13 protein-coding genes are annotated in these 13,389 nt (G+C 67.2%); 7 read left to right on the forward strand and 6 right to left on the reverse strand.

The genetic code is table 11. The features are described 5' to 3' along the window. The first annotated feature begins 67 nt into the window (after positions 1-67). The 7 genes from QZ471_RS20995 to QZ471_RS21025 all read left to right on the forward strand — a co-directional run bounded on the left by QZ471_RS20995 (position 68) and on the right by QZ471_RS21025 (position 7,911). Positions 68-1,081 carry an Ldh family oxidoreductase gene (locus QZ471_RS20995; RefSeq protein WP_295467477.1) on the forward strand — a complete coding sequence of 338 codons (1,014 nt, stop codon included), beginning with the start codon at positions 68-70 and terminating at the stop codon, positions 1,079-1,081. Between the two features lie 93 nt (positions 1,082-1,174). Next, the gene (locus tag QZ471_RS21000) at positions 1,175-2,716 is read left to right on the forward strand and encodes an MFS transporter (protein WP_295467479.1); all 1,542 of its coding nucleotides are present in this window, start codon (positions 1,175-1,177) and stop codon (positions 2,714-2,716) included. A 191-nt stretch (positions 2,717-2,907) separates the two neighbouring features. Further along, a complete protein-coding gene (locus QZ471_RS21005; RefSeq protein ID WP_007161635.1) occupies positions 2,908-3,381 on the forward strand; it encodes an RNA pyrophosphohydrolase in 474 nt (157 codons plus the stop codon). Between the two features lie 111 nt (positions 3,382-3,492). After that, a complete protein-coding gene (gene ptsP, locus QZ471_RS21010) occupies positions 3,493-5,772 on the forward strand; it encodes a phosphoenolpyruvate--protein phosphotransferase (RefSeq protein ID WP_295467483.1) in 2,280 nt (759 codons plus the stop codon). Between the two features lie 76 nt (positions 5,773-5,848). Further along, entirely contained in the window at positions 5,849-6,631 is a 783-nt protein-coding gene (locus tag QZ471_RS21015; RefSeq protein ID WP_295468295.1) for a sulfite exporter TauE/SafE family protein, read from the forward strand. A gap of 19 nt (positions 6,632-6,650) precedes the next feature. Continuing rightward, on the forward strand, positions 6,651-7,463 hold the full coding sequence (lgt, locus tag QZ471_RS21020; protein WP_295467485.1) for a prolipoprotein diacylglyceryl transferase: 813 nt from the start codon (positions 6,651-6,653) through the stop codon (positions 7,461-7,463). 85 nt (positions 7,464-7,548) lie between these two features. Beyond that, the gene (locus QZ471_RS21025; RefSeq protein ID WP_059230915.1) at positions 7,549-7,911 is read left to right on the forward strand and encodes a hypothetical protein; all 363 of its coding nucleotides are present in this window, start codon (positions 7,549-7,551) and stop codon (positions 7,909-7,911) included. Between the two features lie 99 nt (positions 7,912-8,010). Here the strand turns inward: QZ471_RS21025 and QZ471_RS21030 are convergent, their stop codons facing one another. The 6 genes from QZ471_RS21030 to QZ471_RS21055 form a co-directional block, all read right to left on the reverse strand. Then, on the reverse strand, positions 8,011-8,262 hold the full coding sequence (locus QZ471_RS21030; RefSeq protein ID WP_058762937.1) for a YfhL family 4Fe-4S dicluster ferredoxin: 252 nt from the start codon (positions 8,260-8,262) through the stop codon (positions 8,011-8,013). A gap of 99 nt (positions 8,263-8,361) precedes the next feature. Beyond that, a complete protein-coding gene (coaD, locus tag QZ471_RS21035) occupies positions 8,362-8,847 on the reverse strand; it encodes a pantetheine-phosphate adenylyltransferase (protein ID WP_295467488.1) in 486 nt (161 codons plus the stop codon). Positions 8,848-8,947: 100 nt separating this feature from the next. Next, positions 8,948-9,952: a hydrolase gene (locus QZ471_RS21040; protein WP_295467490.1), complete on the reverse strand. Its 1,005-nt coding sequence runs from the start codon at positions 9,950-9,952 to the stop codon at positions 8,948-8,950. Further along, on the reverse strand, positions 9,949-10,518 hold the full coding sequence (gene rsmD, locus QZ471_RS21045; RefSeq protein ID WP_295467492.1) for a 16S rRNA (guanine(966)-N(2))-methyltransferase RsmD: 570 nt from the start codon (positions 10,516-10,518) through the stop codon (positions 9,949-9,951). Before rsmD ends, QZ471_RS21040 begins: the two co-directional genes overlap by 4 nt. 1 nt (position 10,519) lies before the next feature. Beyond that, positions 10,520-11,959 (reverse strand): pitrilysin family protein, encoded by a 1,440-nt coding sequence (locus tag QZ471_RS21050; RefSeq protein WP_295467494.1) that lies wholly within the window; start codon positions 11,957-11,959, stop codon positions 10,520-10,522. Further along, positions 11,956-13,314 (reverse strand): pitrilysin family protein, encoded by a 1,359-nt coding sequence (locus QZ471_RS21055; protein WP_295467496.1) that lies wholly within the window; start codon positions 13,312-13,314, stop codon positions 11,956-11,958. Before QZ471_RS21055 ends, QZ471_RS21050 begins: the two co-directional genes overlap by 4 nt. Positions 13,315-13,389 lie beyond the last annotated feature (75 nt).

Genomic DNA, 13,389 nt, shown 5'->3' on the forward strand with positions numbered 1-13,389 from the left:
CCCAGTTCGAGCGAGCGAGTCGCTGCCGGTTGCGGCATAGTCGGGGTTTTCCCGATGGAGCGCCGCCATGGCCCAGATGACCCCGGAAGACTTGCAGCAACTGGCCGAGGACGTGCTCCAGGCCCATGGCTTCAGCCCGGCGCAGGGCGCGGCCATCGCCGCCATGATGGTGGCCGGCCAGCGCGACGACTGCGCCTCCCATGGCATCTATCGGCTGCTGGGCATCGTCAAGACGCTCAAGGCCGGCAAGGTGGTGCCCGATGCCGAGCCGACGGTAGAGGACCTGGCCCCGGCCATCGTCCGCGTCGATGCCGGTGGTGGTTTCTCACCGCTGGCCTTCGAGGCCGGCTTGTCCTTGCTGGAGGCCAAGGCCCGCGCCTGCGGCCTGGCGGCCCTGGCGATCAACCGCTGCGTACACTTCTCGGCGCTCTGGGTGGAAATGGAAGCCCTCACCGCCCGTGGCCTGGTCGCCCTGGCCTGCAATCCGACCCAGGCCTATGTCGCTCCGGCGGGTGGTCGTCGCCCCCTGTTCGGCACCAATCCCATCGCCTTCGGCTGGCCGCGGCCCGAAGGGAATCCCTTCGTCTTCGACTTCGCCACCAGCGCCGTTGCCCGTGGTGAGATCGAGCTGCATCGCCGTGCCGGCAAGGCTCTGCCGGAGGGTTGGGGCGTGGATGCCGACGGCGCGTCCAGCAGCGATGCCCGCACCGTGCTGGAGGAGGGCGCCATGCTCACCTTCGGTGGCCACAAGGGGTCCGCCCTGGCTGCGATGATCGAGTTGCTGGCCGGCCCGCTGATCGGTGATCTCACCAGCCCCGAGTCTTCCGACTTCGACGCCGGCGCCGGCGGGCTGCCCTATCATGGCGAACTCATCCTGGCCTTCGACCCCCAGCGTTTTCTCGGCGCTGCGGTGGCCGACTATCAACAGCGCGCTGAAGCGCTGTTCGCCGGTATCGAGGCCCAGGGTGCCCGGCTGCCGTCGCAGCGGCGCTACCAGGCGCGGGAACGTAATACCGCCCGCGGCTGGCTGGAGGTACCGGACGAGTTGCTCGCCGACGTCCGGGCGTTGCTGCCGGGCTGATGCTCAGCGCGATCCGCGTCACCTGCAGAGGACTGCGACGCCCCGACCTCTGAACCCCGTCGCAGGCTCAAGGTCCACGGCTGGCCCCTTTTCGTGCCAGCCTGGGTCTTCATGTACGCCGACGACACCGACCGCCCCCATCACCGAGGTCTGCTGCTGCTGAGCATCACCCTCATGGTGCTCGTGTACTTCCTCGACAATCTGTCCATCGCCCTGGCCAATCGCTACGTCTATGGCGGCCTGGGCATCGACCAGCGCAGCTACACCCTGGCCACCGCCTGCTACAGCGCCGCGGTCATCCTTACCAGCGCGCCGCACCAGTGGTTCGCCCAGCGCCTGGGCTATCGCAACCTGATCTTCGCCGCGGTCGGCATCCACCTGGTCGGCCAGGTGTTCTGCCTGGTCGCCACCGATCTGCCGACCTTCATCGCCGGTCGCGTGCTGATGGGCGCCGGCGCCGCCACCTTCTTCGCCGGGGCGCGGGTGCTGGTGCAGATGTACTTCTCCGGGCCCCAATTGCCGACCGGCATCCGCGCCTTCGCCTCGGGCGTGCCCTTGGGTGGTGCGCTGGCCTCCTTCACCACCGCGGAGTTGCTGGAAGGTCACCAGTGGCGCGCCATCTTCATGGTGCCGGCGCTGGCCTGCCTGCTGGTGGCATTGTGCGTCTGGCTGTCGCTGCCCCGGCGCTCCCATCCGCTGGAGAACTCCGGCGCGCCCTCGCTGCTGTCCATGGTGCTGTTGGCCGGTGGCAGTCTGTTGCTCACCATCACCACCCAGCGGCTGGCCTTCGACTTCTTCAGCGATGGGCCGCGGCTGGCCCTGGAGTTGCTGGCTGGGGTGGTCATCCTCGGGCTCTACATCTATTACGAGCGGGGCCTGGCGCGGCCGACCCTGGACTTCAAGCACGCCATCACGCCGGGCTTCCTCGCCGGCATGCTGTTCATGATGCTCAACTACTTCCTGCTCGGCGCCTACAACTTCATCATCCCCCAGTACGTGGTCAATGCCCTGCAGGCGCCGGTTTATACCGCGGGTGGGGTCATGGCGCTCGGCTGGCTGTGCGGCCTGGCGCCGCTGTTGATGATCACCTCGGTGCGGCTGCGCGAGCGCTTTCCCTGGGGCGGCTTTCGCAAGTACCTGGTGGGCGGCTATCTGCTGCTGGCCGGCTATGGTTTCTGGATGGTGCGCCAGCACGCCGACGTGCCTCTCTATCAGCAGTTGGTTCCGGGCTTGATGATGCACGGCACCTACCTGATCGGCACCTTCGCGGTGATCATCATGTACACCTTCATGCGCGTCGAGCCGGCCTATTTCAGCCAGGCCTACCAGATCAAGAACATGACCCAGCAACTGGTCATGCCCCTGGGCATCGTGCTGTCCAACGTCTTTCTGCAGTGGCGCGATGCCTTCCATGCCACGGTGCTCAGCGCTGCGGTCACGCCCTATGCCCAGACCTACCAGGCCTATGGCGAGCGCTATCGGCAGGCGACTGGGACGGACAGCGCCCTGGCCCAGATCTCCAGTCTGGTCACCCGCCAGAGCCAGGTGCTGGGCTATCTCGACTACTTCTGGCTGGTCGGTTGGATCGGCCTGGCGCTGGCCGTCTACATGGCCATCCAGCGCCATTTCCGCTAGCGCCGACCGATCGCCAGGCCTTAAGCCGACGTTCAGCGAGCAGCTACCATACTGCTGACCCTTGCCGGTCGTGCCAGTCGCCGGAAGACTGCGCCGGTCGGCCACGTTCCAGTCGGTCCGGAGCTTGCATTGCTGGGCTGTCGAGCTTTGTGGAACAATGCGGGCAACGACATTTTTCAAGGGTGGCAGCCGTGATCGACGCTGATGGTTTTCGCCCCAATGTCGGCATCATTCTCGCCAACGATGCCGGCCAAGTACTGTGGGCCCGCCGGATCAACCAGGATGCCTGGCAGTTTCCCCAGGGTGGGATCGATGATCGGGAGACGCCCGAAGAGGCGCTGTACCGGGAGCTGAACGAAGAGGTAGGGCTGAGCCCCGACGACGTCCGTATCCTGGCCTGTACCCGGGGCTGGCTGCGCTATCGTCTGCCGCAGCGCATGGTGCGCACGCACAGCCGGCCGCTGTGCATCGGCCAGAAGCAGAAGTGGTTCCTGCTGCGGCTGACGGCGGAAGAGCAGCGCGTGCGGATGGACGTGACGGGCAAGCCGGAATTCGATGGCTGGCGCTGGGTGAGCTACTGGTACCCCTTGGGCCAGGTGGTGACCTTCAAGCGAGAGGTCTATCGGCGGGCGCTCAAGGAGTTGGCACCCCGCTTGCTGGCCTGATTACCGGCTTGGCCGGTGCGAAAGAGGTGAGGAGAAGCTGTGGTCATGCAGGATGAACGACACGTGATGCACGCCGGCGGGCTCGCCGGGCGTCGACTGCGGAGGCGCTAGATGCTTGCAGTTCTGCGCAAGATCGTCCAGGAGGTCAATGCCGCCAAGGATCTGGGGTCGGCATTGTCCATCATCGTACAGCGCGTCCGCGCGGCCATGCAGTCCCAGGTCTGCTCCGTCTATCTGCTGGACCCGGACACCAATCGTTTCGTGCTCATGGCCACCGAAGGCCTGAACAAGAAGTCCATCGGCCGGGTCAGCATGGCCCCCAACGAGGGCCTGGTGGGCCTGGTCGGCACCCGCGAAGAGCCGCTCAATCTCGAAGACGCCGCCAGCCATCCCCGCTTCCGCTATTTCGCCGAGACCGGTGAGGAGCGCTATGCGTCTTTCCTCGGTGCCCCCATCATCCACCACCGGCGCGTCATGGGCGTGCTGGTGGTGCAGCAGAAGGAACGTCGTCAGTTCGACGAGGGCGAGGAAGCCTTCCTGGTCACCATGAGCGCCCAGCTCGCCGGGGTGATAGCCCACGCCGAGGCCACCGGGACCATCCGTGGCCTGGATCGGCAGGGCAAGGGCATCCAGGAAGCCCGTTTCGTCGGCATTCCCGGTTCGCCCGGCGTTGGCGTCGGCAAGGCCGTGGTGGTCTTGCCGCCGGCCGATCTGGAAGTTGTGCCCGACAAGACCGTCACCGACATCGACGCCGAGCTGCAGCTGTTCCGCTCCGCCCTCGAGGGCGTGAGGGCGGACATGAAGGCGCTGTCCAAGCGGCTGTCGACCCAGTTGCGCAAGGAAGAGCGGGCGCTGTTCGACGTCTATCTGATGATGCTCGACGACGCTGCCCTCGGTAACGAGGTGACCACCATCATCAAGAGCGGCCAGTGGGCCCAGGGCGCCCTGCGCCAGGTGGTGATGGAGCACGTCCAGCGTTTCGAGCTGATGGACGACGCCTATCTGCGTGAGCGCGCCGCCGACGTGCGTGACCTCGGCCGCCGGCTGCTGGCCTATCTACAACAGGCCCACCAGGCCTGCCTGATCTATCCGGAAAATACCATCCTGGTCAGCGAGGAGCTCTCGCCGGCCATGCTCGGCGAGGTGCCCGAAGGCCGCCTGGTCGGCCTGATCTCGGTACTCGGCTCGGGCAACTCCCACGTCGCCATCCTGGCGCGCGCCATGGGTATTCCCACGGTGATGGGCGCGGTGGACCTGCCGTACTCCAAGGTGGATGGCATCGACCTCATCGTCGATGGCTACCACGGCGAGATCTTCACCAACCCCTCGCCGACGCTGATCAAGCAATACGGCGACGTGGTGGAAGAGGAGCGCCAGCTGACCCAGGGCCTGGATGCCCTGCGCAGCCTGCCCTGCGAGACCCTCGACGGCCACCGCATGCCGCTGTGGGTCAACACCGGCCTCATGGCCGACGTGGCGCGTGCCCAGCAAAGGGGCGCCGAAGGGGTGGGGCTGTACCGCACCGAAGTCCCCTTCATGGTCAACGAGCGCTTCCCCAGCGAGAAGGAACAGCTTTCCATTTATCGCGAGCAGCTGGCGGCCTTCCACCCGGCACCGGTGACCATGAGAACGCTGGACGTCGGCGGCGACAAGGCGCTGTCCTATTTCCCGATCAAGGAAGACAACCCCTTCCTCGGCTGGCGCGGCATCCGCGTCACCCTGGACCATCCGGAAATCTTCCTGGTGCAGACCCGCGCCATGCTCAAGGCCAGCGAGGGGCTGAACAACCTGCGCATCATGCTGCCGATGATTTCCGGTGTGCACGAGGTGGAGGAATCCCAGCATCTACTGCATCGTGCCTGGTGCGAGGTGCGTGACGAAGGCGTCGACATTCCCATGCCACCGGTGGGCGTCATGGTCGAGGTGCCCTCGGCGGTGTACCAGGCTCGCGACCTGGCGCGCCAGGTCGACTTCATCTCCGTGGGGTCCAACGACCTGACCCAGTACCTGCTGGCGGTGGATCGCAACAATCCGCGGGTGGCCGATCTCTACGACTACTTCCATCCGGCGGTGCTGCAGGCGCTGCAGCAGGTAGTGGACGGTGCCCATGCCGAAGGCGTACCGGTGAGCATCTGCGGCGAGATGGCCGGCGATCCGGCGGCGGCGGTGCTGCTCATGGGCATGGGCTTCGACACCCTGTCGATGAACGCCACCAACCTGCCCAAGGTGAAGTGGCTGCTGCGCCAGGTCACCCTGGAAAAGGCCCAGGAGCTGGTACAGCAGATGCGCCAGATCGATAACCCCCAGGTGATCCACAGCGCCCTGCACCTGGCCCTGCGCAACCTCGGCCTGGGTCGGGTGATCAACCCGGCGGCCAGCGTCCAGAGCTGAGCGTGCCGGGCGGGGCCTTGGCTTCCCGCCCGGCAAGTAGCGGCGTACCATGCCGCTTCTTGCGCCCGAGGTGATGATGGATCTCTTGCTTTTCCTGGTGCTCGGCGCCTGCGCCGGGGTGCTGGCCGGACTGTTCGGGGTCGGTGGCGGCCTCATCATCGTGCCGGTGCTGGTCTACAGCTTCACCGCCAAGGGCCTCGATCCAGACATCCTCACCCACCTGGCGGTGGGCACCTCACTGGCCACCATCGTCTTCACCTCGCTCAACTCGGTCTGGGCCCACCACCGCCTGGGCGCGGTACGCTGGCGCCTGTTCGCCTGGATGGCGCTGGGCATCGTCGGCGGCAGCGCCCTGGGCGCCGTCACGGCGGCCGCCATCCACGGCCCGCTGCTGCAGAAGATCATCGGCACCTTCGCCATCCTGATCGCCATCCAGTTGGCCCTGGACCTGCGACCCAAGGCCCAGGCCAGCGAACCGGGCAAGCCGGCGCTGACAGTGGCGGGCGTGGTGATCGGCTGGGCATCGGCCATCTTCGGCATCGGCGGCGGCTCGCTCACCGTACCCTTCCTGGTCTGGCGCAGCCTGTCGATGCAGCAGGCGGTGGCCACCTCGGCGGCTTGTGGCCTGCCCATCGCCCTGTCCGGGGCGCTCTCGTTCATCCTCGTCGGCTGGCAGGAGCCGGGTCTGCCCGCCTGGAGCCTGGGCTATGTCTATCTGCCGGCGTTGCTGGGTATCGCCCTGACCAGCATGTTCTTCGCCCGCTTCGGTGCCCGGCTGGCTCATCGCCTGTCGCCGCGGCTGCTCAAACGGCTGTTCGCCCTGCTGCTGTTCGGCGTCGGGCTCAATTTCTTACTCTGATTCCCATCAAGGAGGCACCATGCTGCCGTATCCGCAAATAGACCCGGTGGCCCTGTCACTGGGCCCGCTGAAGATCCACTGGTACGGCCTCATGTACCTGGTGGGCATCGGCGGCGCCTGGTGGCTGGCCAAGCGCCGGCTGAATCGTTTCGACCCGCGCTGGACCAGCGAAACCCTGTCTGACCTGGTGTTCTGGGTGGCGCTGGGGGTCATCGCCGGCGGACGCCTGGGTTACGTGCTGTTCTACAACCTGGCGGAATACATCGCCAATCCGACACTGATCTTCGAGGTCTGGAAGGGCGGCATGTCCTTCCATGGTGGCCTGCTCGGGGTGATCCTGGCGGTCTGGTGGTTCGGCAAGCGTCACAACAAGGGCTTCTTCGAGCTGATGGACTTCATCGCCCCGCTGGTGCCCATCGGCCTCGGCGCTGGGCGCATCGGCAACTTCATCAACGCCGAACTCTGGGGCAAGCCCACCGACGTGCCCTGGGCGATGATCTTCCCGCCCTATAGCGACCCGGCGCAGTTGCCGCGCCATCCCTCGCAGCTCTATCAGTTCGCCCTGGAAGGCGTGGCGCTGTTCGTCATCCTCTGGCTCTACTCGCGCAAGCCGCGGCCGACCATGGCCGTGTCCGGGCTGTTCGTGCTCTGCTACGGCATCTTCCGCTTCGTCGTCGAATTCGTCCGGGTGCCGGATGCCCAGCTCGGCTATCTGGCCTGGGGCTGGCTGACCATGGGCCAGGTGCTCTGCGTACCCATGGTGCTGGGCGGTATCGCCCTCATGGTCTATGCCTATCGCCGGGCGTCGCAGCCGGTCGTCCGCGCCGAATGACGTCTGGGGCCCGCCCGCATGACAAGTGCGGGCGGCCTGTTATAGTTCAGGAACCACCAATCTTTTCGCGCAAGGGATCAGCCGTATGAATCCGTTCCGTAGCCTGGCTGCCGTGCTGGCCCTGGCCCTGACCTTCCAGGCCTTGCCGGTGCAGGCTCAGCAGGCTCAGGGTGAAATCACCGAGTACCAGACCGCGGACCAGGCCTTCGGTGAAGCCCGGGCGCCCGAGGCCTTCTCGATGATCGGCGATCTGCTGATCGCGCGGCCGTTGCTGATCGCCGCCACCGTGATCGGGGCCGGCGCCTTCGTGATCAGCCTGCCGTTCACCGCTGCGGGTGGCAATGTCGGCAAGGCCGGCAAGGCGCTGGTGGTCGAGCCGGGCAAGGCGGCCTTCGTCCGCTGCCTGGGATGCACCCAGAGCGGTTACGGCCGTACTAACGAGGAATAACGGGGTCAGAGCCTGTTCAAAATCTGCTGCGCGTCGGCCAAACTGCGTTGAAAATGGCTCTAGCTCGCTAGATTATGAACAGGCTCTCAGGGCCGGGCGTCAGGCCTGGCCGCTGATCTTCAGGTACTTTTCATGCAACTGCTCCTTGGTCTCGACGTGGTTCTCGTCGAGGGGGATGCAGTCCACCGGGCAGACCTGCTGGCACTGGGGTTCGTCGTAGTGGCCCACGCACTCGGTGCACAGGTTCGGATCGATCACGTAGATCTCCGCGCCCTGAGAGATGGCGCCGTTCGGGCACTCGGGCTCGCACACGTCGCAGTTGATGCAATCGTCGGTAATGATGAGGGACATCGTCGGCTCCTCGCCACACGGCTGCGCGGCGATCCAAAAGTCAGGCGCGCATTTTGCCCCATCCGCGCGCCGGCTGCACCCGACAGTCCTTGGGGTTAATCAGCCTGCCGGCGGAAAACGCTCCAGCAATGCCTGGTGCACGGTGGGATGGACGAACTTGGTCACGTCGCCACCGAGTGCCGCGATCTCCCGCACCAGGGTGGAGGAAAGGTAGGAGTAATGTTCCGATGGGGTGAGGAACATGCTCTCGGCCTGGGGCGCCAGGACGCGGTTCATGTTGGCCAGCTGGAATTCGAATTCGAAGTCCGACACCGCGCGCAGGCCGCGCAGGATGATGGTCGCTTTCTGTTGCTCCACCAGGGTGGCCAGCAGGCAGCTGAAGCCGATCACCTCGACGTTGGGCAGGTGCGCCGTGACCGCCTTGGCCAGCTCCACGCGTCGCTCCAGGGGAAACAGCGGATTCTTCTTGGGGCTGGCCGCCACCGCTACCACGACTTCGTCGAACAGCCGCGAGGCGCGCTCCACCAGATCGCCATGGCCCTTGGTGATGGGGTCGAAGGTGCCGGGGTATAGCACTCGGTTCATGACGCTGTCCTTGGGGGTGAAGCTGTTGGGGCTTGGATGGTAGCTCAGGGGCGGAATGGGGCCAAGGCGAGCAGGCGCGGGATCGCGGCGCCGTGGGCGTTTATCGGCCGGATGGCACTGCCGACTGGCTGACCAGCCAGTCGGGGATGCGCCTTTCCAGATAGTAGTCCGGCGCGCGGAAGGAACCGCCGACGAAGCCCACGTGGCCGCCATGGGGCAGGCGCTCGAACAGGGTGTCAGGCGCCAGTTCGGCGCGCGCTGGCAGGGCGTCGGTGCCGATGAAGGGGTCGTCCTCGGCCTGGATCAACAGGGTGGGGATGCGGATGCCGCCTAGATAGTAGCGACTGGAAGCCTGGCGATAGTAGTCCCGGGCGTCGCGAAAGCCGTGCAGCGGCGCGGTGTATCTATCATCGAAATCCCAGAAGGTCTTCAGCCCCTCGGGTGGGCCCAGGCGGGCGAGGATCTCGTGCTGCTCGGGATGGCGTTCGCGATCGAACAGCGCCTGCTTGTCGCGCACGTAGCGGGCCAGTTCGCGGATGAAATGCCGCTGGTAGATCCGCGAGAAGCCGATGCCGATGCGATCGGCGCAGAGATCCAGGCGAAAGGGCACCGAGACCGCCGCGGCGGCGCGCAGGCCGCTGTCCGCGCCGCGCTCGCCCAGGTACTTGAGCAGCACGTTGCCGCCGAGGGAAAAGCCCACGCCGAACAGTGGAGCCTCCGGACGACTGGTCTGTAGATGGCGGACCACGGCGGCCAGGTCTTCGCTGACACCCGAGTGGTAGCCCCGCGGCAGGCGATTGGGCTCGCCGGAGCAGCCGCGCCAGTTGAGGCCGACGCTGGCCCAGCCGCGGGCGGCGAGGGCGAATTGCAGGCCGAGGACATAGTGGGAGCCGGAGCTGCCGGTGAGGCCGTGGGCGATCAGCACCAGGGGCGCCCGAGTGTCGTCGGCGTGGTACCAGTCGAGATCGAGGAAGTCGCCATCCTCCAGCCACAGCCGTTCCCGCGGCCGGGTGATGGGCGGCAGGCGGCGCCACAGCGAACCCCAGAGGGTCTGCAGGTGCGGACCGGGCAGCCAGCGCGCCGGTCGGAAGGGCGCGCCGGTCACGCCTGGCGATGCCAGAGGGCGTAGTGGACGTTCCCGGTCTTCTTCTCGCGGTGCAACTGCCAGGTGGTGGGCAGGCTCAGGCGCGAGGGTTGGGTTTCGCTCTCCGTATACACCCAGGCATCCGCGGCCAGCCAGCCATTGGCTTCCAAAGCCTGGCAAGCCGGTTCCAGCAGATCCTTGCCGAAGGGCGGATCGAGGAAGGCCAGGTCGAAGGGCGTCTCCGCCGGTTTGGTCAGGGCCTGCAGGGCGTCGGTCTGGCGCACCTCGGCCTGGGTACAGCCAAGGGTCTGCAGGTGGCCGCGCAGGGCATTGGCCGCCTGGGCATTGAGGTCGAAGGCCAGCGCCTGGCTGGCGCCACGGGACAAGGCTTCCAGCAGCAAGGCACCACTGCCGGCGAAGGGGTCGAGCACCCGAGCGCCCGGGGTCACGGCGGCGAGCCAGTTGAACAGCGTCTCGCGGACCCGATCCGGCGTGGGCCTCAGGCCCAGGGCATCGGGAAAGACGAAGCGCCGGCTGCGCCAGTCGCCACCGATGATGCGCAGTTGGTTGGCGGTCTTCTGGGCCATGTCAGTGCTCCGGGACGCCGCTGGGCGGCAGTGAGGTGAGGGGACGCGGTGGTGGCAGCGGCTGCTGGGCGACGGTGGGGCCGGCGGTGACCACGACGAACTGCGCCGGGTCCAGGTGCCGCTGCAGGGCAGCACGCACCTGCTCGACGGTGAGGGCGCGGATCTGCTGGAGGAAGTCGTCGAGGTAGCTGCTGGGCAGGTCGTAGAAACCGATGTTGCCCAATTGGGCGACGATGGCTCCATTACTGGCGTTGGCCAGCGGGAAACTGCCTTCGATCTGGCGCTTGGCGCGGTCCAGCTCGGCCTGGGTGGGCCCCTGGGCGAGGTAGTCGCGCAGCAGCTCGCGGACTAGGGCGAGGGTGGCGTCGCCCAGTTCGGCGCGGGTCTGCAAGCTCAGGGTGAAGGGGCCTGGCTGGCGCATGGGGGTGAAGCCCGAATTGACGCCATAGGTGAGCCCGCGGCGTTCGCGCAGTTCTGTCATCAGGCGACTGCCGAAGCCGCCACCCCCGAGGATCTGGTTGCCGACGAACAGTGCCGCGTAGTCCGGATCGTGGCGGGTGATGCCGAGTTGACCGAGCAGCAGGCGCGTTTGCTGGGCAGGAATCTCCAGGTGCACTACGGTCGGCGCGACGGGGCGCGGAGCGGGTAATGGCGGCAGCGCGGGGCCTGGGGGCAGGGCCCGGGACAGCTGGGCGGCGATACGCTCGGCGCGGGCGCGATCAAGGTCGCCGGTGATGGCGATCACCGCGTTGCCGGCGGCATAGGCTCGGGCATGGAAGGCCCGCAGGGCGGCCCCGTCGAGGGGCGCCAGGCCCGCTGCGGTACCGCGGGGCGAGTGGGCATAGGGATGGTTGCCGTAGAGCCGTTCCTGCAGGGCTTCGCTCGCCAGGCTGGCCGGTTCGCGGCGACTGGCGGCGATCAGGATCAGCGACTGGTTGCGGATGCGCGCGATGGCCTCGGCAGGGAAGGTCGGCCGGCCGATGACCTCGGCGAGCAGGGCCAAGGCCGGTTCGCTATGGGCCGGATCGGCCAGGGTACGCAGACCCACCACCGCCTGGTCACGATAGGCGCCGTTGCTGAAGTCGGCGCCCAGGCGCTCGAAGCCGTCGGCGATGGCACCGGCATCGCGTCCCGGCGTGCCTTCGTTGAGCAGGCCGTTGGTCAGCATGGCCAGGCCCGGGGTGGCGCCGTCCTGGCTGCTGCCGGCCGCGAAGATCAGGCGCACGTCGAACATCGGCAATTCCGGCGCCGGCACGAAGAGGACCTGGGCGCCCTCGGCGGTGCGCCAGCGCTGGATGTCCAGCTGGCGGCCCAGGGGAGGGGCGGCCTTGAGCGTCTTCAGGCTGTCCACGGTGGGATAGGCGCGGGCCAGGTCGCCGACCGGTGAAGGAGTCTGGCAACCGGCCAGCAGGCATAGCGAGAGGCAGAGCAGGCGTTTCATCGTTGGGTCTCCGCGGCGGCGGGGCGCAACTGGGCGAGGGTCAGCCGCTCGCGGGTGAAATAGGTGCGGGCTACGCGACGGAGGTCGTCGGGGGTGACCTGGTTCAGTTCGTCGAGCAGGAGATCACCCTGGCGCCAACCGAGGCCGACGCTTTCCAGCTGGCCGATGCTGCTGGCCTGGGCGGTGATGGAGTCGCGGCCATAGACCAGACCGGCCACCAGCAGGGCGCGGACCCGGGCGAGCTCTTCCGTGCTGGGTGCTTCGCGCTTGAGCAGGTCCAACTGTTCCCAGAAGGTCGCTTCCAGCTGTTCGAGGGTCTTGCCACGTTGGGTGTTGGGGGTGCCGCTGAGCAGGAAGAGGCTATCACCGCGGGTGTAGGCGCCATAAGCCGCGCGTACGCTGCTGGCCACTTCCTGGCCGCGTTCGAGACGACTGGGCAGGCGCGCGCCCGAGCCGCCGCTGAGTAGAGCGGCCAGCAACTGCAGGGCATAGGCGTCGCGTGGCTGGGCAGCGGTGGCCAGGCTCGGCACGTTGAACCCCATCAGCAGACTGGGCACCTCGCGGGCCTGCAGGGCCAGGCGACGCTCACCCGGTGCCGGCAGTTCCAGCGGCCGCCGGGGCGCGGGCAGGTCGCTGCGCGGGATGGCGCCGAACCAGCGTTGCACCTCGGCACGGATCGCCTGGGGCTCGACATCGCCCACCACCACCAGGGTGGCGTTGTTGGGCGCGTACCAGGTCTGGTACCAGCGGCGCAGGTCGTCCACGCCGAGGCGCTGCAGATCCTGGGGCCAACCGATGGTGGGGTTGCGATAGCCGCTGGCCGGATAGGCCGCCGCCTTGAATCTTTCGAAGGACAGCGCCTCCGGGCGGTCGTCGGTGCGCAGCCGGCGTTCTTCCTTGATGACTTCCAGCTCGCGAGTGACCTCGTCCGGCGCCAGGCGCAGGTACTGCATGCGATCGGCTTCCAGCTCCAGGGCGATCGGCAAGCGATCGCGCGCCAGCAACTGGTAATAGACGGTGTAGTCGTCGGTGGTGAAGGCGTTTTCCTCGGCGCCCAGGTCGCGCAGCAGGTGCGAGGCCTCACCGGCACCGAGCTTGCGGCTGCCTTTGAACATCAGGTGTTCCAGGGCGTGGGAAAGACCGGTCGCGCCCGGCGCCTCGAGGCTCGAGCCCACGCGATACCAGAGTTGCACCACGGCGACCGGCGCCCGGTGATCTTCGCGGACCACCAGCTTCAGGCCGTTGTCGAGGGTGAATTCCTGGGTGTTCTGCCGGCCGGCGTCGGCGAGGGCGACAGTGGGAAGCAGGCAGAGCAGACCGATCAGGGTGGCGTGCAGGAGGCGGTAGGCGGGCATCGCGAGAGCAGGCCTTGGGACGCGGTGGGAAACGAAGCGTGGTGTCCTGGGGACGGCCGCGCGTTTTTCGCCGAC

This window comes from uncultured Pseudomonas sp., assembly GCF_913774235.1.
Classification (GTDB): Bacteria; Pseudomonadota; Gammaproteobacteria; order Pseudomonadales; family Pseudomonadaceae; genus Chryseomonas.